At 41.1% G+C, this 17453-nt stretch carries 17 protein-coding genes; 11 read left to right on the top strand and 6 right to left on the bottom strand.

From position 1 onward, the window contains the following. Positions 1–139 precede the first annotated feature (139 nt). Together HFD85_RS11170 and HFD85_RS11165 are read left to right on the top strand one after the other, a co-directional pair. The gene (locus HFD85_RS11170; RefSeq protein ID WP_167609158.1) at positions 140–1513 is read left to right on the top strand and encodes an MATE family efflux transporter; all 1374 of its coding nucleotides are present in this window, start codon (positions 140–142) and stop codon (positions 1511–1513) included. Further along, complete coding sequence (locus tag HFD85_RS11165) at positions 1494–1922, top strand: hypothetical protein (protein WP_167609155.1); 429 nt, start codon at positions 1494–1496, stop codon at positions 1920–1922. The genes HFD85_RS11170 and HFD85_RS11165 overlap by 20 nt, the downstream gene beginning before the upstream one ends. Here HFD85_RS11165 and uvrA read toward each other — a convergent pair. Continuing rightward, positions 1908–4712, bottom strand: coding sequence for an excinuclease ABC subunit UvrA (gene uvrA / locus HFD85_RS11160; RefSeq protein ID WP_167609152.1), 2805 nt, complete (start codon positions 4710–4712; stop codon positions 1908–1910). The genes HFD85_RS11165 and uvrA overlap by 15 nt on opposite strands. Before the next feature lie 156 nt (positions 4713–4868). Here uvrA and HFD85_RS11155 point away from each other — a divergent pair, with 156 nt between their 5' ends. Then, positions 4869–5462: an RNA polymerase sigma factor gene (locus HFD85_RS11155; RefSeq protein ID WP_167609149.1), complete on the top strand. Its 594-nt coding sequence runs from the start codon at positions 4869–4871 to the stop codon at positions 5460–5462. A gap of 86 nt (positions 5463–5548) precedes the next feature. Next, entirely contained in the window at positions 5549–5746 is a 198-nt protein-coding gene (locus HFD85_RS11150; protein ID WP_167609146.1) for a hypothetical protein, read from the top strand. Between the two features lie 66 nt (positions 5747–5812). On the opposite strand, the gene nhaA is transcribed toward HFD85_RS11150, so the two are convergent. Then, the gene (nhaA, locus tag HFD85_RS11145; RefSeq protein WP_167609143.1) at positions 5813–7123 is read right to left on the bottom strand and encodes a Na+/H+ antiporter NhaA; all 1311 of its coding nucleotides are present in this window, start codon (positions 7121–7123) and stop codon (positions 5813–5815) included. A 249-nt stretch (positions 7124–7372) separates the two neighbouring features. Here nhaA and HFD85_RS11140 point away from each other — a divergent pair, with 249 nt between their 5' ends. The 4 genes from HFD85_RS11140 (at position 7373) to HFD85_RS11125 (ending at position 9330) form a co-directional block, all read left to right on the top strand. Beyond that, positions 7373–8218 (top strand): SPFH domain-containing protein, encoded by an 846-nt coding sequence (locus HFD85_RS11140; RefSeq protein ID WP_167609140.1) that lies wholly within the window; start codon positions 7373–7375, stop codon positions 8216–8218. A 7-nt stretch (positions 8219–8225) separates the two neighbouring features. Continuing rightward, positions 8226–8756: a hypothetical protein gene (locus HFD85_RS11135; protein WP_167609138.1), complete on the top strand. Its 531-nt coding sequence runs from the start codon at positions 8226–8228 to the stop codon at positions 8754–8756. Position 8757: 1 nt separating this feature from the next. Then, positions 8758–8925, top strand: coding sequence for a type II toxin-antitoxin system antitoxin (locus tag HFD85_RS11130; protein WP_167609135.1), 168 nt, complete (start codon positions 8758–8760; stop codon positions 8923–8925). A gap of 195 nt (positions 8926–9120) precedes the next feature. After that, on the top strand, positions 9121–9330 hold the full coding sequence (locus HFD85_RS11125) for a zinc ribbon domain-containing protein (RefSeq protein ID WP_167609132.1): 210 nt from the start codon (positions 9121–9123) through the stop codon (positions 9328–9330). A 59-nt stretch (positions 9331–9389) separates the two neighbouring features. Here HFD85_RS11125 and HFD85_RS11120 read toward each other — a convergent pair whose 3' ends face one another. Further along, a complete protein-coding gene (locus HFD85_RS11120) occupies positions 9390–10556 on the bottom strand; it encodes a glycoside hydrolase family 18 protein (RefSeq protein ID WP_167609129.1) in 1167 nt (388 codons plus the stop codon). Between the two features lie 179 nt (positions 10557–10735). Here HFD85_RS11120 and HFD85_RS11115 point away from each other — a divergent pair, with 179 nt between their 5' ends. The 3 genes from HFD85_RS11115 (at position 10736) to HFD85_RS11105 (ending at position 14908) form a co-directional block, all read left to right on the top strand. Beyond that, entirely contained in the window at positions 10736–12031 is a 1296-nt protein-coding gene (locus tag HFD85_RS11115) for an MFS transporter (protein ID WP_167609126.1), read from the top strand. Between the two features lie 19 nt (positions 12032–12050). Further along, positions 12051–13019, top strand: coding sequence for a glycoside hydrolase family 130 protein (locus HFD85_RS11110; protein ID WP_167609123.1), 969 nt, complete (start codon positions 12051–12053; stop codon positions 13017–13019). Between the two features lie 233 nt (positions 13020–13252). After that, positions 13253–14908 (top strand): diphosphate--fructose-6-phosphate 1-phosphotransferase, encoded by a 1656-nt coding sequence (locus HFD85_RS11105; protein ID WP_167609120.1) that lies wholly within the window; start codon positions 13253–13255, stop codon positions 14906–14908. A gap of 317 nt (positions 14909–15225) precedes the next feature. Here HFD85_RS11105 and HFD85_RS11100 read toward each other — a convergent pair whose 3' ends face one another. The 3 genes from HFD85_RS11100 to HFD85_RS11090 all read right to left on the bottom strand — a co-directional run bounded on the left by HFD85_RS11100 (position 15226) and on the right by HFD85_RS11090 (position 17448). Next, the gene (locus tag HFD85_RS11100) at positions 15226–15801 is read right to left on the bottom strand and encodes a flavodoxin family protein (RefSeq protein WP_167609117.1); all 576 of its coding nucleotides are present in this window, start codon (positions 15799–15801) and stop codon (positions 15226–15228) included. A gap of 246 nt (positions 15802–16047) precedes the next feature. Continuing rightward, positions 16048–16701, bottom strand: coding sequence for a DUF4159 domain-containing protein (locus HFD85_RS11095; protein ID WP_167609114.1), 654 nt, complete (start codon positions 16699–16701; stop codon positions 16048–16050). 45 nt (positions 16702–16746) lie between these two features. After that, positions 16747–17448, bottom strand: coding sequence for a 16S rRNA (uracil(1498)-N(3))-methyltransferase (locus HFD85_RS11090; protein ID WP_167609111.1), 702 nt, complete (start codon positions 17446–17448; stop codon positions 16747–16749). Positions 17449–17453: the final 5 nt, after the last annotated feature.

Here is a 17453-nt window from a genome sequence, read left to right as displayed (position 1 = left end):
TGGTGCTGCAAATGTTTGGCAATAATCTTTACCTTTGCCAAATTCATGAAACAAGCGGATTATACAAACATAAAGTACACGAATAGATTTTGTATACATGTTGCATGTGGTGCAGTTGAACACAAACAAAATGAATCACATGAAGAATGTTGAAGAATTAAGAGAAGCACATGTTGGCCGCTTGATGCTCAAATATTTTATCCCGGCGTTTATTGGTGTTTTTGTGAATGCACTCTACAACATTGTCGACCGGATTTTTATTGGTCAGGGAGTGAGTGCTGAGGCGCTTTCCGGAATTTCTGTCATTTTCCCGGTAATGCTTATTATGATGGGTTTCGGAATGCTGATTGGTATTGGTACCGGCGTATATGTTTCCATTAACCTTGGAAAGAAGGATTTGAAACGGGCCGAGAAAACTTTGGGAACAGGTTTTGCGCTGATGATCATTTCTTCCATCCTGATCATGATCATTACTTATTCGTTGAAGGTTCCGATTCTGAATTCGTTTGGTTCAACCCGGGAAACCTTTCAGTATGCCAACGATTACCTGGATATCATACTTGCAGGTGTGCTTTTTATGGTGGTTGGTTTTTCGCTGAACAATGTGATCCGCTCGGAAGGAAATGCCAAAATTGCAATGGTTTCAATGATTCTCAGTTCAGTGACCAACCTGATACTTGACCCTATCTTTATATTCGGCTTCGACATGGGAGTAAAGGGAGCCGCTTATGCAACGGTTATTTCAATGTTTGTTCTCATGGTTTGGGTGCTGTATCATTTTATCAAAAGCAAACGATCGGTAATAAAACTGTACCTGAAGAATATTCGCATCGATTGGGGAATTATGATGGAGATAATTGCCATTGGGATGGCACCGTTCTCGATGCAGATAGCAGGCAGTTTTGTGCAGGGCTTGTTGAATAAAAAACTGATTTATTTTGGCGGCGACCTGGCGGTTGGAGCCATCGGTATAATCAACTCGGTGCTTACACTTGTTGTGATGGCTATTGTGGCTTTGAACATGGCATCGCAACCCATTATCGGATTTAATTACGGTGCCAAAGCTGTGGATCGCATCAAACAGACATTGAGAATTACTTTGATTGCCGCCACCATAATTTCAATTGTTTCCTATGGCTTGCTCGAAGCATTCCCAGGTGCGATTATAAAAGTATTTAACAGCGACAGTGATACACTTTATCAAATTGCTCAACGTGGTTTGAGGCTGGTGGTTTTAGTGATGCCGATCATTGGATTCCAGGTAGTCGCCTCCAACTTTTTTCAGGCGATCGGGAAAGCTGGATTATCCTTGTTTGCCACTTTATTCCGTCAGGTAATTGCCCTTATTCCGCTGCTGTTTATTTTACCCTCATTTTGGGGAATCGACGGAATCTGGATCAGTTTTCCGATTTCAGATATGTTATCTGCCATTGTGGTTGCATTTCTTTTAGTACGCGAATGGAAACGACTTCCTGTAACAGTTGCTACTGCAGATGAAAGCAAAGGGAATTAAAATATTGGCCATACCGGTGTTGCTGGCTGCACTGATCTATTTTTTTGTGATCAGTCCTGAGGTTCTTGGAAAGGAGCTATTAAGCGGAAGTGGTCTTCCTGCCGGGACGCTGATAAGCTGGGCTGGACTTTTTTTTTATGCCTTTCTGATGTTTGGTTTGATGAAAAGAATACCTAAATCAAGCGTCAGCCGATCCTTAAAAACCATACTTCTGCTGAATGTAATTCTGTCAGGCTTCTGGGGAATGTTAAGTTATCTCCTTGCCGGAAACTGGTCTTTTAACTTCACAAATTCAAACTTCAGTTTCCGGTTTTGGATCGGAATCACTCTGTTTATTGTACTGATTCCCCTAGTTTCCTTCATCATTTTGGCAGTGTCTCGCTTACTGAGCCGATTAAACAAGCGCTAGTTTTTCCTGCAATGCCAAACCGGTATACGATTCTTTCACTTTTAGTAAATCCTCTGGCAGCCCCGCGAACACCAGGTTTCCACCTTTGTCACCTCCTTCGGGGCCAAGGTCGATGATCCAGTCGGCACATTTTATGACTTCCATATTGTGTTCAATAATAAGTATGGAATGACCTCGTGAGATCAAGGCATTAAACGAATCGAGCAATTTGCGGATATCGTGAAAGTGCAAGCCAGTTGTGGGTTCATCAAAAATAAACAGGGTAGGGGAATCTTTTTCTTTTGCCAGAAAGGAAGCCAGTTTTACACGTTGGCTTTCCCCGCCTGAAAGCGTACTCGACGACTGCCCCAGTTTGATGTATCCCAAACCAACATCCTGCAAGGGTTGCAGTCGTTTGGTGATTTTCTTTTCTGTAGAACTTTTCCCCCTGGCAAACAATTCGATGGCTTCATTCACCGTCATGTTGAGAATATCGTCGATATTTAATTCACGGTAACGAACCTCGAGGACATCTTCCTTAAAGCGTTTTCCGCCGCAACTTTCGCAAACCAGGAATACATCTGCCAGAAATTGCATTTCTACTTTTATGGTGCCTTCTCCCTGGCATTCGTCACATCTACCGCCATCAACATTAAACGAAAAATGCGAAGGTTTTAAGCCCTGAACTTTTGCTGCTTGCTGTTCCGAAAATAACTTTCTGATTTCGTCATAAGCTTTCAGGTAAGTCACCGGGTTCGAACGCGATGATTTGCCAATCGGATTTTGATCGATAAATTCAACGGCTTCCAACAGTTTGTAATCGCCTTTAATGGCATCGTGACGACCTGTTTTTTCGCCATAGCCACCAAGAATTTTGGTAAGTGCCGGCGTTAGAATTTTCGAAACAAGTGAAGATTTTCCCGATCCGCTTACTCCGGTAACCACAGTCATTGTGTTCAGCGGAAATTTAACGGATACGTTTTTCAGGTTATTCTCGCGGGCGCCGATCAGTTCTATGTAATTGGTCCATTTCCGGCGTTGTTCGGGAATGGCGATCTGTTCCACTCCGGTGAGGTATTTTGTGGTTAAGCTTTCAGGTTTTTCTGCCAGTTGTTCATGATTTCCCTGGAATACCACTTCGCCACCATGTTGCCCGGCCAGCGGACCGATATCGATCACTTCGTCGGCAGCCCTTATAATTTCTTCATCGTGTTCTACTACAAGTACTGTGTTCCCGATTTTTTGAAGGCGGCGCAGTACCTGTATCAGTCGGTCGGTATCGCGCGAATGCAAACCGATACTGGGCTCATCAAGAATATACAGTGATCCGACCAAACTGCTTCCCAGCGAAGTAGCAAGGTTAATACGTTGTGATTCTCCACCGGATAAAGTCGAAGAAAGCCGGTTCAGTGTCAGGTAGCCCAATCCGACATCGCACAAAAATTCGAGCCGGTTAGTGATCTCAATTAAAATTCGTTTTGAAATTTCCTGATCATGTTCCGAAAGTTGAAGCTCATTAAAGAAATTTTTTAGCTCTGAAATTGGCATCAGAACTAATTCCTGTAACGATTTTTCCCCCACTCTAACATAGCCGGCCTCACGTTTTAACCGGCTGCCTTTACATTCCGGGCACACTGTTTTCCCCCGGTAACGCGAAAGCATCACGCGGTATTGAATCTTATAACTGCCTTCTTCAAGGTGTTTAAAGAAACTGTTTAGACCATTGAAATATTTGTTTCCGGTCCACAGCAAAAACTTCTGCTCTTCAGTGAGCTCGTAAAACGGTTTATGGATCGGGAAGTTGAATTTTTCGGCAGAATAGATCAACTCATTCTTCCATTCGCTCATTTTTTCGCCTTTCCAACACGCAACAGCGTCCTGATAAATTGATAATGATTTGTTGGGGATTACAAGGTCTTCATCGATACCGATTACTTTACCGTATCCTTCGCAACTTGGACAGGCACCCACCGGATTATTAAAACTGAACATGTGAACGCTGGGTACTTCGAATTCGATGCCATCAGCTTCAAAGCGATTTGAGAAGCTTTTGCTTTCAACAATCTCACCAAAAACTTTTACAATACATTCTCCATTACCTTCAAAAAAAGCTGTTTGAACAGAATCAGCAATCCTGCTCACCGTATCTTCATCGTGTTGAACAACCAGGCGGTCGATCACCAGGTTACAGTCGCCCTGGCATATATTTTCGCTTTTATCATTAAGCAGATCCTCAATTTTAATGATCTCATTATTGGTTTCGAGTCGTGGGAAACCTTGTTGCATCAACAATTCTGCCTCCTCGAGTATCGAGCGGCCGTTTTTCGGTTTTAACGGTGAAACAACAATCATTTTTGTTCCTTCGTCAAAAGCCGTAATGTAATCCACCACATCAGTAACCGTATTCTGTGTTACAATTTCTCCTGAAACGGGCGAATACGTTTTTCCGATTCGGGCATATAAGAGTTTTAAGTAATCGTAAATCTCAGTGGAAGTTCCTACTGTTGATCTTGGATTCCTTGTGTTAACCTTTTGTTCAATAGCAATCGCCGGCGGAATACCATTAATGAAGTCTACCTCGGGTTTGTTAATCCTTCCAAGGAACTGTCTGGCATACGACGACAAGCTCTCAACATAACGACGTTGGCCTTCTGCAAAAAGGGTATCGAAGGCCAATGATGACTTACCGGAGCCCGAAACACCCGTTACTACGATGAGCTTATTCCGGGGTATCTTCAGACTGACATTTTTGAGGTTGTGTACCCTGGCATTCTGAATTTCAATATATTTAGCCTTATTACTATTGGACATAATTTTTTTCTGAAATGCAATAAAAAGTTAAAAAAACTTGTATATTTCGTTTAATTGTTTCATTTTTGATTCGTACAAAATTACAATAATTGTTTAACCACACTTAAAATTTGACGCCTATAGAGCCATTCTACTTTTATTTTTAAATAGAAGGTAATGTTCAAACTTAACTCACTGGACGACAATGAGCTCGTTCAAAGGTTTATAAAAGGCGATCAAGAATCTCTTGAAACTTTAATTTTACGTCATAAAAACAGAGTGTTTTCGTATATTCTGTTGATAGTGAAGAATCAGGAACTGGCTGAAGATATCTTTCAGGAAACTTTCATTAAGGTTATTCGCTCATTAAAACGAGGGAAGTATATCGAAAATGGAAAGTTTGTTTCCTGGGTACTTCGGATCTCGCACAACCTGATCATCGATCACTTCAGAAAATTGAAACTAAAAGGTACCATCTCAAACGATAGTACGGAAGTTGATATTTTCAACTCGCAGCGGTATTCTGAGGCCACGGTTGAAGACCAGATGGTAAACGATCAGATATTGAGCGAAGTGAAGGATTTGATTAAGGAATTGCCCGAAGATCAGCAGCAGGTAATTTATATGCGGCACTATATGGGATTGAGTTTTAAGGAGATAGCAGATCAGACAGGTGTAAGTATTAACACTGCTTTGGGACGCATGCGTTATGCATTGATCAACCTTAGAAAGCTGATTGAAAAGAAGAAACTGACGTTGACAATGATTTAACTATTGTTAACACAATATTAAGTAGAGAAGGGCGTTTTAGAGTAAAAATAATTCTAAAAATGCCTATGCAAAAAATCTCTACTTTAATGTACTGTTATAATTCTTTTCGGTCTGATTGTGAGCAATGCGAAACAACCATTGCTGAAAATGAATTGAATGCAGTTGAAACATCTATCGGGATGGAACCATCAGAAACGTCCATCAAAAATATTCTCAATTTTGCCCGTTCTTACGATGTGCTCGAAACCGAGTCGGCGGGATATGTGGAAATGATTTTAAATTAACGATAAGGCACCAGTAAGGTGCCTTTTTTGTTTGGTATATTTTCTATTAAAGCAGCGTTTTAGCAATTATTTTTGCTCAGATGTTGTAAGCCTGATGAAAAAATAACCAAGTGTACCTGCAATTAGCGAACCGAGCAAAATTCCCATTTTAGCCGAATCAACTAGTGCTGCATTATCGTAAGCAAGGCTGTTTATAAATAGCGACATAGTGAATCCCAGTCCTCCAAGAAAAGATACTCCGCCAAGTTGCCTGAAGTTTACATTCTCAGGTAACTCAGCAATATTGAATTTGATAGCAAGCCATGAGAAAGCAAAAATCCCTATAACGTTTCCTATGATCATACTCAATGCAAGGTTTAGTGATAGCGCGATATTGGTATCGCCCGAAAAACTGAAAGCAACGCCGGCATTGGCCAAAGCGAATACCGGCATGATGAGGTATGATACCCATCCGTGAAGCTGGTGTTCCAGGTTTTGTAAAGGTGCTGTCGTATTTTCGGTCAGCTCCTGAAGATCGTCCAAACTATGGAGTTGCTTTTTACTTAATACGGTTTTTTGCTCATTTACGCCACATTCCGAAAGAAATTCTTCAAGAAGTTCTTTGCTTCTTTCGTAAAACGAGCGGGTATTAGTTTTTCTCCTCAGCGGAATGGTCATTGCAAGTAAAACTCCTGCTATTGTAGCATGGATGCCCGATTTCAGAAAAAGGATCCATACGATGACACCGGCAATAAAAAAGATGTATTTGGAATAGTAATTAAAACGACTCAGCAGCATCAAAAAAGCGACGATACCAAGCCCTATAAATATATTTGTCCAAATAAGATTGGTGCTGTAAAAGAAAGCAATAACGAGCACAGCTCCAAGGTCGTCGATGATCGCAAAGGCCATTAAAAAAACTTTTACTCCGGCCGGAACACGGTTTCCCAGAAGCGTGAGAATTCCAAGAGAAAATGCAATGTCAGCAGCCATAGGAATTCCCCAACCTTCTCCTCCTTCATTGCCGGCATTAAGTACAGTGAATAGCGCAGCAGGAACAATCATGCCGCCAATTGCTGCAAATAGTGGCAGCGATGCCTTCTTTATGTGGCTCAGCTCGCCGGTTAAAATTTCGCGTTTGATTTCTAGGCCAATCACAAAGAAAAAAATGGCCATCAAACCATCGTTAATCCATTTGTAAATTGGCTTCGATAATTCAAAACCTGGTAAACTAAAAGTGATGTATTTTTTCCACAGCCCAAGAAACTGATCACTTAACGGACTGTTTGCAAGGATGAGTGCCAGAAGTGTTACTCCAAACAGGATAATACTACTGGAAGTTTCGAGGCGGATAAATTGGTTGATGGGCTCCTTGATGCTTTTGATTTTATCTTTCATGTATTTTATAGTTGTTTATTTTTTGTGATAACACATGAAATTCGCGTGAGTTATAATCAATTCATATTGGAGTGAGGTATTTCTCATGCTTATTTCATATGAACTGTTTAACAGGAAAACATAAACATTGTTCTTTCGTGAGTTTCAAATTTATGAAGAATATATTTTAGAGCAACTATTGTCAGCTTGAAAAAAAAGTTATAATTTAGTGATATCAAAATAATATCAAAATACTAATTAATTAATGTCATGGAAAAGAAATATTCAGGTATGTCAGGTTACATGTTCCTTTTTGTGGAGCTGATTCTCGTGGTACTTATCGTTCTAGGGTTTGTGCGAATGATGATCGTTCCGGCGGTTATACTAATTCCTGTTTTTATTCTTATCGCTATCGGATTTACAGTTGTTGATCCGAATCAGAGCTGTGTTCTGGTTTTGTTCGGTGCGTATAAAGGCACTATTAAATCGAATGGTTTTTATTGGGTAAATCCATTTTTCGCCAAGAAAAAGATCTCCCTGCGTGCCCGAAACTTCGATAGCGAAACCATCAAGGTAAACGACAAACTAGGTAACCCAATAATGATTGGCCTGGTGCTGGTTTGGAAAGTGGAAGAAACGTACAAAGCAGCCTTTGGTGTTGATGAATACGAGCATTTTGTGGTGGTACAAAGTGAAGCTGCACTTCGAAAACTGGCCGGCTTGTATCCCTATGATAACATTGAGGATGAATCGGCAAAAGTTACCTTGCGCGACGGCACCGAAGAGGTAAACAACGAGTTGGAGCGTGAAATCGTTGAGCGGCTTGATATTGCCGGTATTCATGTGATAGAGGCTCGTATCAACCATATCGCTTATGCCCAGGAAATTGCTCAGGCTATGTTGAAACGTCAGCAGGCAACGGCCATTGTTGCCGCTCGATACAAGATTGTTGAAGGTGCGGTCAGCATGGTTGAAATGGCTTTAGAACAGTTGAGTCAGAAAAAAATTGTAGATCTTGATGAAGAAAAGAAAGCTACTATGGTAAGTAATCTAATGGTTGTGCTGTGTGGTGATAAGGATGCAACACCGATTGTGAATACCGGAACGTTATATTAGGCTGATAATGGAAAAGGTTCTTTTTTCAGAGGAACAACGATTTAACCAGTGGTGGATTAAATTTATTGCAATGGCTTCGCTACTCGCAGTACTGATACCAATTCTTGTTCGCATTTATACACAAGTGATGGGAAGCAATCCATTGGGCGATACTGAAACATCATTGGAAGGATTAGTAGTGTCAGGAATTGTTTCTGTTGTTGTTATAGTCTTTATGTTTATTGTAATTTTTGCTTCACAACTAAAAACCAAAATCACTACGGAAGCCTTGTTTGTTATTTATTCACCTTTTAAAAGAAATTGGCAGAAATTCACACCGGAACAAATTAGTAGATATGAAATTAGAACCTATCGGGCAAAACGTGAATATGGTGGTCATGGGATAAAAACAAGAAGAAGATACGGTAGTGCATATACCATTTCGGGGAATGTTGGCATGCAGCTGTATCTTAAAAACGGCAAGAAATTGCTTATTGGTACACAAAAGAAACAGGCTTTTGAATACGCCATGCGAAAATTAATGGAAGGGGAGGAGTGACATGTCGAAGAAAAAATCTTTTGTATTACGTATAAATCCGGAAATGATGGAGGCTGTTGAGAAATGGGCAGCCGATGATTTCAGGAGCATCAACGGGCAGCTGGAGTGGATCATTCACAACGCGCTGGCAAATGCCAAGCGCTTAAAGAAAAATTCTGAGAATGGGTAGATACGAACAGTACAAAAAGCCAAAACCGGAACCACAATCAAAACAGAAAAAGGTTTTTCTGATGGTCAGGTATGTTATGATTGCAATGTTATTGCTAACGGGCATAACTATTTTCATGATTCAAATCGTAATGAATCAGAAGAACTAAGACTTATTTTAAAAACAACTTTAACCAAAAAACGAAAATTAAGAGCCATGAAGAAAACATTCAGTTGTGCCAAATGCGGCAGTTGGGAATACGAAATGGATGAGATAAGAACCACCGGCGCCGGATTTACCAAGTATTTTAACATTCAAAACCGGCGTTTTACGGCAGTTTCGTGCAAGCGTTGCGGTTATACCGAGTTTTACAGAGGTGGCCGATCGGGTGGAGCCAGTAATATTCTGGACTTTCTTACTAACTAATTACGATCGGTGTAAAATCAATAAACCTGCATGTTCACATGCAGGTTTATTGATTTTAATTATTTTTTCAGATTTGAAAGTGCAGCATTTAGCAACACTTTATCATGGTCAGCGCTGTATTCCCAAAACATTATACCGGCCAATCCACGTTTTTTGAGGTAAGCAATTTTATACGCAATCGACTCTTCATCCTCGTACGATATAAATTCTTTATTTTCCGGATTCCACAAATAAGGAGCTTTTGCTGTATCGTCCCAATATCGGGAGTATCCGTTTGCATTTATGTTTTGAAAGAAGTCGACATAATCGATTCCCATCCCAACTGTTTCCGCTTTGTTAAACAGGATTTGATCGCCACTTGCTTCAACACCTTTCCAGATTCTGCCATAAAAAGGAATACCAAGATTGATCTTACCAACTGGGAATCCGGCTTCGGTGTGCAAATCCACTGCATTCACCACACTGTTCATGTCCAGATCGGGTTGAGCCGAAGGATTCAGGTTGCTGTGATGGCCATTTACATTGTGTAGCCCGTTGTAAAAATCGTAGGTCATAATATTCAGGAAATCGAGGTATTCCCCCAATTTTCCCAATTCTGTATTATCAACATAAGCCTTATCGGCACCGGTGGCAATACTTAGCAAATAGTGTTTTCCATTATCCGGTTCCTTTGATAATTTGTCCAGCTCTTCTCTAACAGCTTTAAGCATTAAAGTGAAATTGTGCACGTCTTCGGGGCGGTGAATATTTCCCGCTCCAACCTGATTTGGATATTCCCAGTCGAGATCGATTCCATCAAGCTGATAATCTTTTACAAATCGGGCACAGCTTTCGGCAAAACGCTTTCTGGAGCTTTCGGTTAAGGCAGCATCCGAAAAACCGCCCGACCATGACCAGCCGCCAATCGAAACTAAAATTTTAAGATCAGGATTTTTCGACTTCAAACCGTTAAGTTTTACCAGGTCGTTGGGGGTGAGGTTTTTTCCATCGATTTTTGTGGTGTCGAAAACAGCTTCACCATCGCGAATGTTTCCAAAAGCATAATTAATGTGTGTAATTCCGGAAACGTCGATGGTTGAAAAGTCAAAATCGCGATAACCTGCAACATAGGCTACCACCATATATTCTTTCGCATTTGTTTCAGCTTTTGGCTTTTGTGCCGGCTTACATCCGGTAAACGAAATGAAAGCAAAAAGTGTCGCTACTGTCAGGATTGAAAATTTCATATTTGATGCATTAAATTGTGTGCCTAAAATTATTGCTTTTAGAGAATTCAACCTAAAAACATTTTAAAAAAATTTAAAATCTACAAAAATCATCTATAAAAAAATAAATAATAATGTAATTTCGGAGCTTGATTTTGAAGGTAAAAATGAAGTCAAACCAATGAATTAAAAACGACCGGATGTTAAAAGAAAAAGTAAAACAAATAAATCCTGCATTCTGGGTTCCAACGGCCTATTTTGCTATGGGACTGCCGTTTGTGGTTCTGGCGCAGTCAACGGCAATTATGTATAAAAACATGGGAGTTTCGGATACGCAGATTGCGTTCTGGACTTCGTTAATTATGTTGCCGTGGACGTTTAAACCCTTGTGGAGTCCTCTGTTCGAAATGTTTAAGTCGAAGAAGTTTTTTGTGGTGACTTTTCAGTTTGTTACCGCGATAACTTTTGCACTGGTGGCTTTTTCCTTACCGCTTAACAACTTTTTTGCATACTCTATCGCTTTAATGGGAATTGTTGCTTTTAGTGGTGCCAGTACCGATATTGCCACCGATGGGGTTTATCTGAATGTACTCTCATCAAAAAAACAGGCTGAATACATTGGCTGGCAGGGTGCTTCCTACAACATTGGGAAACTGGCTGCCTACGGCGGATTTGTTACACTTGCCGGTATTCTTGAAAAGCAATTGGGAGTTGTTCATGCGTGGATGGCCGTAATGTTTGGTATTGGCGCAGTTATGGCACTGGTTGGTTTATACCACATCCGAATGCTGCCTTCAGGTGGCGCGGTAACTAAAGAAGTAACTTCATTAAAAGAAGGATTTTCTACCTTGTGGGATGTTCTGGTTACATTCTTTCAGAAAAAATACATTTTGTGGTACATCGCATTTATTATTTTATACCGTTTTGCTGAAGGTTTCGCCATAAAAATTGCACCACTTTTCTTTAAGGCAGCCGTTTCAGAAGGTGGCCTTGGATTGACCACAACACAAATAGGTGTTATTTACGGAACATTCGGGACAATAGCTTTTGTTCTGGGATCGGTGTTAGGCGGTTATTATATTGCCAGAAAAGGATTGAAAAAAGTATTGATGGTATTGGTAGCCAGCTTCAATATTCCGTTTGTAGTGTATGCTTTGCTCGCTATGTATCAGCCTGAAAATCTTTATGTAATTGGGTTAGGAGTTGTTATGGAATATTTCGGTTACGGTTTTGGTTTTGTAGGCTTGATGTTGTTTATGATGCAGCAGGTTGCTCCCGGAAAATACAAAATGGCACACTACGCTTTTGCTTCAGGAATAATGAATCTGGGTTTTATGATTCCATCGATGATGAGTGGCTTTTTTAGCGACATGCTTGGTTATAAAGTGTTCTTTATTTGGGTGCTTGTTGCCACTATTCCGGCATTTTTAGCCGCATATTTTGTACCTTTTGGTCACCCCGATAATAAAGAACAAGCTGAACTGGAAGAAGGATAAACAAATTAAATCTCATAATATGACACAAAAAATGAATATACCTTTTGAAGAACGTCCGCAAGGCTCTGCTGAAGTGATGTGGCGTTATTCTCAAAATCCGGTGATCGGCCGTTATCATATTCCAAGTTCGAACAGTATATTCAACAGTGCTGTTGTGCCTTTCGAAGATGGCTTTGCCGGAGTGTTTCGCTGCGACAACAAAGCGGTTCAGATGAACATTTTTGCCGGATTCAGCAAGGACGGTATCAACTGGGACATCAATCACGAACCGATTGAGATGATTGCCGGAAATACGGAAATGATCGAATCGGATTACAAATACGATCCGCGCGTAACCTGGATTGAAGACCGCTACTGGGTAACCTGGTGCAACGGTTACAATGGGCCAACCATAGGAATCGCTTATACTTTCGATTTTAAAACTTTCCACCAGTGTGAAAATGCATTTTTGCCGTTTAACCGGAACGGTGTGCTGTTTCCTGAAAAAATTAACGGCAAATATGCCATCTTAAGTCGTCCGAGCGATAACGGACACACACCTTTTGGCGATATCTGGATCAGTTACAGCCCGGATATGAAATACTGGGGCGAACATCGTTGCGTAATGAAAGTTACACCGTTCGAACTAAGTGCCTGGCAGTGTACAAAAATCGGTGCCGGTTCTGTTCCAATCAAAACCAAAGACGGCTGGTTGGAATTTTACCACGGAGTGATCAATACCTGTAACGGTTTCCGTTACTCAATGGGTGCGGCTTTGCTCGATCTGGAAGATCCTTCGAAAGTGTTGTACCGTACACAACCTTATTTGCTGGCTCCGGCAGAATTGTACGAGCTGGCAGGCGATGTGCCGAACGTGGTGTTCCCTTGTGCTGCACTTAGCGACGGTGAAAAAGTTGCTGTTTATTACGGAGCGGCTGATACTGTTGTAGGAATGGCCTTTGGTTATCAGCAGGAAATCATCGATTTTGTAAAAGCAAATTCAATTTAATTCGGAAGATAGTTTCGTTCAGACTATGCTGAATGAAAACGATAAAATTCCGGCAATAAAGTTTAATTCTAAGTTTCAAGGGAGTTGATCTTTGTTTGCCGGAATTTTTTTGAACTTTATTCCCCTTTTAACTTTACTTTAAATCGTTAACCTTAAACTTTTTAACATAGGAAATCCTGCTAAAATACCTTACTTTTGGTACGCTTTTCGAAAAAATAAAAATTAATATAAACATGAACATTAGCGCATTACAAAAAGAACGGGCTAAATATCAGCCTAAACTTCCTAAATCTCTTAAAGGTGCCGTCAAATTGGTAGAAGGTGCCAAAACCAAATCGGTTGCCGACCAAAAAGAAATTGCAGCGTTATTTCCAAATACTTACGGAATGCCTTTGATCTCTTTTGAAGAAGGCGGAAAAGCCGGTTCAGCGGCTCCTGTTAACGTTGGTGTAATTCTATCGGGAGGACAAGCTCCGGGTGGTCACAACGTTATTTCGGGTATTTTCGATGGGATCAAAAAAATCAATCCCGATAGCAAATTGTACGGTTTCCTTGGAGGTCCCGGTGGATTGGTCGATCACAAATACATGGAATTAACAGCCGAAATTATTGACGAGTACCGTAATACCGGTGGTTTCGATATTATCGGATCGGGTCGTACAAAATTGGAAGAGGAAGCTCAGTTCGACAAAGGACTGGAAATTGCAAAAGACCTTAACCTGAATGCGCTGGTTATTATAGGTGGCGACGATTCGAATACTAACGCTTGTGTTTTGGCTGAATATTATGCCAAAATCGATGCCGGTGTTCAGGTAATCGGATGTCCGAAAACCATTGACGGTGACCTGAAAAACGAAATGATTGAAACTTCGTTTGGATTTGACACCGCTACTAAAGTTTATTCTGAGTTGATTGGTAACATTCAGCGTGATGCCAATTCAGCTAAAAAATACTGGCACTTTATTAAATTGATGGGGCGTTCGGCGTCGCACATCGGTTTGGAATGTGCTTTGAAAACACAGCCAAACATCACACTTATTTCAGAAGAAGTTGCCGAAAAGAAACAAACTTTGGGAGAGGTGGTTGATTACATGGCAGGTATTGTAGCCTTGCGTGCCGAAGACGGAAACAACTTTGGTGTGGCACTGATTCCTGAAGGTTTGATCGAATTCATTCCAGAAATGAAAGTGCTGATCTCGGAATTGAACGACCTGCTTGCTGAAGGTACCGATAGCGAAAAAGAATTTAAAATGCTTAAGAAAAGCCACCGTAACGACTGGGTTGCTGCTCATCTTACTGAAGGTTCTTCTAAAGTTTTCAGCTCGTTGCCAGCCGGAATTGCAACGCAGTTGACACTTGATCGCGACCCTCATGGAAACGTTCAGGTTTCGCTGATTGAAACTGAGAAATTGCTGGGCGAAATGGTAAGTGTTCGACTTGAAGAGATGAAAGCAGAAGGTAAATATGTGGGTAAATTTGGTACACAATACCACTTCTTCGGATACGAAGGACGTTGTGCTGCACCATCGAATTTCGATGCCGATTATTGCTACTCTTTGGGTTATACTGCTTCTGTTTTGGTAGCCGAAGGAAAAACAGGTTACATGTCATCGGTACGTAATACTACTGCTCCTGCTGATGAGTGGATTGCGGGTGGAGTTCCGGTTACCATGATGATGAACATGGAAAAACGTCACGGACATATGAAACCGGTGATTCAGAAAGCACTGGTTGAACTGGAAGGTGCCCCTTATAAATATTTCGTATCGAAACGCGGTGAGTGGGCTGTTGGTACTGAATTTGTTTATCCCGGACCGATCCAGTATTTCGGGCCAACCGAAGTATGCGACCTGACTACTGAAACTTTGAAGTTAGAGCAAGCAAAATAAGCTACAATTAAAATCAGATATTAAGGCTGTCCATCATTTGTTGGATGGCCTTTTTTGTTGATACCGGATACCGGATTCTGGATTCTTGATGCTGGGATTCTGAAAACTGGAACTGTCAACCGCGACTATACTATTGCCAAACTGATAAATTGTAAAATTGAATAGAATTATATCCGGTAATTAACAGACTTGCCTATTGCTAATTGCCAACTGTCAACGTAGATTGAAGGCTACGACAGAAGGATTGAAGGCCAGAAGGATCGAATGCAAAAATGCTTAAATTGGTTCTGCTAACTGTGACTGAATACTGCGACTTGTTACTCCTGCACTTTCTTCAACAACCAGCTCATATTATCTGCCAGAGTTCGGATGGATTGCATGCCTTCGGCATCGTTTAATACATCGCCCGGATCGCGGCCGATTGCGAAGTTCCAGTAGCTTGATCCCGGAACAATCATCTGGTTGATCAGGAAAAAGTTATTGATCGTTTCAAAAGCGTGAAGTGCCCCACCACGTCGAACGGCAATCACTCCGGCACCCACTTTTCGTTTTAAGAGGTGACCACTTGCGCGGGTAACATAACCGGCTACGTCAATCAAGGCTTTTATTTCGGGCGTAACATCGGCAAAATAAACCGGAGAACCAATGATAATGCCATCAGCTTTCACCATTTTTTCAATGCATAAATTCAGATGATCGTTTTTGATGTGGCATTTCCCGTCCTGTTTTTCTTTACAAACGCCACAGGCTGTGCAGCCATGAACCGGCTTGTTTCCCAATTGGATCATTTCAGTTTCGAAACCTTCAGTCTGAAAGATCTTGAACATTTCTTCAATTAGAATCGAAGTATTTCCATTTCTGCGTGGGCTTCCGTTGATGGCTAGTATTTTCATGGTTATTGTTTATGTATTTAAATTAGTACTACTGCCTGTTTCTTATTCTGAAAAGTTTCCTCGCTTCGGGTCGGAATGACAAGCTTTAAGAGATTTGTGCTTCAATTGTCATTCTGAGTGCAATGCAATGAAACGAAGAATCTGTTACATACTATTTTTTGTATGATACTGCTAGCAATTATTTTGTAAAAGAATTTAATACTTCGGTCCTTCTCAAATCAATCCTTCAGTCCTTCAGTCCTTCAACTATTGTCCGAATACAAACGAAATAATATTGGCGCCCATTTTTAATGCCTTTTCGCGCAGGTCGGCAGGATCGTTGTGTACATCTTCGTCTTCCCATCCATCGCCAAGGTCGGTTTCGTAGGTGTACAGACAAACCAGGCGGTCTTCTATAAAAATTCCAAATGCCTGCGGTGGTTTGTTATCGTGTTCGTGAATTTTTGGAACGCCCTGCGGAAATTCATACTTCTGATGAAAAATCGGATGGGAGGGGGGCAGTTCAACAAAGTCCTTTTCGGGAAAAACCTTTTTCATTTCGCGACGGAAATACTCATCCATTCCATAGTTGTCGTCGGCATGCAGGAACCCACCGGCTTCCAGGTAATGCCTGATGTTCCTGGCATCACTTTCAGAGAAAATAATGTTTCCGTGACCGGTGAGTTCAACATAGGGGAAATTAAAGATTTCCGGACTTCCAACTTCTATTGTCGATGGTTCAGGATTGATATTGGTTCCCAGGTTTTTATTGCAGTATTCAATCAGATTTGGCAATGCAGTTGGGTCGGAATACCAGTCGCCGCCACCATTGTATTTCAGCAGAGCAATTTTAACGCTGGTATTTTGTGCCGAGCCGGCTATTGCCAGGAGTATGAATAAAAGAAATAGTTGAAATCGCATAAACGTAATTTTCCGAAAAATACAACACCAAATCGAAACAACGAATTATTCGTTCGCCAAATTAACAATGTGGCAGGCAACTACTCCCGCAGTTTCGGTACGGAGTCGTGCATTGCCCAGCGAGATCTCCTGAAATCCGTGGGCTTTGGCTTCTTCCACTTCCACCGGGCTAAAATCCCCTTCGGGACCAATCAGAATGAGCACATCATCACCGCTTGTAATTTCATTTTTCAAATGCGGTTTTACGCCGTCGTTACAGTGGGCGATAAATTTTTTCCCCGTGAATTCATTTTTAAGCAGATCTGGAAAACTGGTAAGTTCGTTCAATTGAGGCAGATAAGCTTTTAGCGACTGCTTCATAGCCGAAACCAGTATTTTTTCGAGTCGTTCCGGTTTTATAACTTTTCTTTCAGAATGCTCACTGAGTAATGGGGTGATCTCGTCAATTCCGATCTCAGTACATTTTTCGAGGAACCACTCAAAACGATCGATATTTTTTGTTGGAGCAATGGCCATGTGCAGTTTGAAGTTTCTTTTTTCGAATTCGAAAACCGACTCTGTGATTTTTAAAACGCAGCTTTTATGATTTGCATCCACAATCTCGGCTTGATAAAAACCACCTTTACCGTCCACAATTTGCACCTGGTCGCCATCACTCAATCGCAATACTTTTACTGCATGCTTCGATTCCTCGGCACTCAGGTTGACAATATCTCCACTAATTTCAGGAATAAAAAAGATCTGCATCCGAT

This window comes from Maribellus sediminis, from assembly GCF_011799805.1.
GTDB lineage: Bacteria > Bacteroidota > Bacteroidia > Bacteroidales > Prolixibacteraceae > Draconibacterium > Draconibacterium sediminis_A.
The sequence above is the reverse complement of the archived record's forward strand: the minus strand, read 5'-3'. Positions and strand labels throughout refer to the sequence as shown.

Coding starts and splice junctions, on each gene's coding strand:
- HFD85_RS11170 (WP_167609158.1), top strand. CDS start 140: ATGAAGAATGTTGAAGAATTAAGAGAAGCACATGTTGGCCGCTTGATG.
- HFD85_RS11165 (WP_167609155.1), top strand. CDS start 1,494: ATGAAAGCAAAGGGAATTAAAATATTGGCCATACCGGTGTTGCTGGCT.
- uvrA (WP_167609152.1), bottom strand. CDS start 4,712: ATGTCCAATAGTAATAAGGCTAAATATATTGAAATTCAGAATGCCAGG.
- HFD85_RS11155 (WP_167609149.1), top strand. CDS start 4,869: ATGTTCAAACTTAACTCACTGGACGACAATGAGCTCGTTCAAAGGTTT.
- HFD85_RS11150 (WP_167609146.1), top strand. CDS start 5,549: ATGTACTGTTATAATTCTTTTCGGTCTGATTGTGAGCAATGCGAAACA.
- nhaA (WP_167609143.1), bottom strand. CDS start 7,123: ATGAAAGATAAAATCAAAAGCATCAAGGAGCCCATCAACCAATTTATC.
- HFD85_RS11140 (WP_167609140.1), top strand. CDS start 7,373: ATGGAAAAGAAATATTCAGGTATGTCAGGTTACATGTTCCTTTTTGTG.
- HFD85_RS11135 (WP_167609138.1), top strand. CDS start 8,226: ATGGAAAAGGTTCTTTTTTCAGAGGAACAACGATTTAACCAGTGGTGG.
- HFD85_RS11130 (WP_167609135.1), top strand. CDS start 8,758: ATGTCGAAGAAAAAATCTTTTGTATTACGTATAAATCCGGAAATGATG.
- HFD85_RS11125 (WP_167609132.1), top strand. CDS start 9,121: ATGAAGAAAACATTCAGTTGTGCCAAATGCGGCAGTTGGGAATACGAA.
- HFD85_RS11120 (WP_167609129.1), bottom strand. CDS start 10,556: ATGAAATTTTCAATCCTGACAGTAGCGACACTTTTTGCTTTCATTTCG.
- HFD85_RS11115 (WP_167609126.1), top strand. CDS start 10,736: ATGTTAAAAGAAAAAGTAAAACAAATAAATCCTGCATTCTGGGTTCCA.
- HFD85_RS11110 (WP_167609123.1), top strand. CDS start 12,051: ATGACACAAAAAATGAATATACCTTTTGAAGAACGTCCGCAAGGCTCT.
- HFD85_RS11105 (WP_167609120.1), top strand. CDS start 13,253: ATGAACATTAGCGCATTACAAAAAGAACGGGCTAAATATCAGCCTAAA.
- HFD85_RS11100 (WP_167609117.1), bottom strand. CDS start 15,801: ATGAAAATACTAGCCATCAACGGAAGCCCACGCAGAAATGGAAATACT.
- HFD85_RS11095 (WP_167609114.1), bottom strand. CDS start 16,701: ATGCGATTTCAACTATTTCTTTTATTCATACTCCTGGCAATAGCCGGC.
- HFD85_RS11090 (WP_167609111.1), bottom strand. CDS start 17,448: ATGCAGATCTTTTTTATTCCTGAAATTAGTGGAGATATTGTCAACCTG.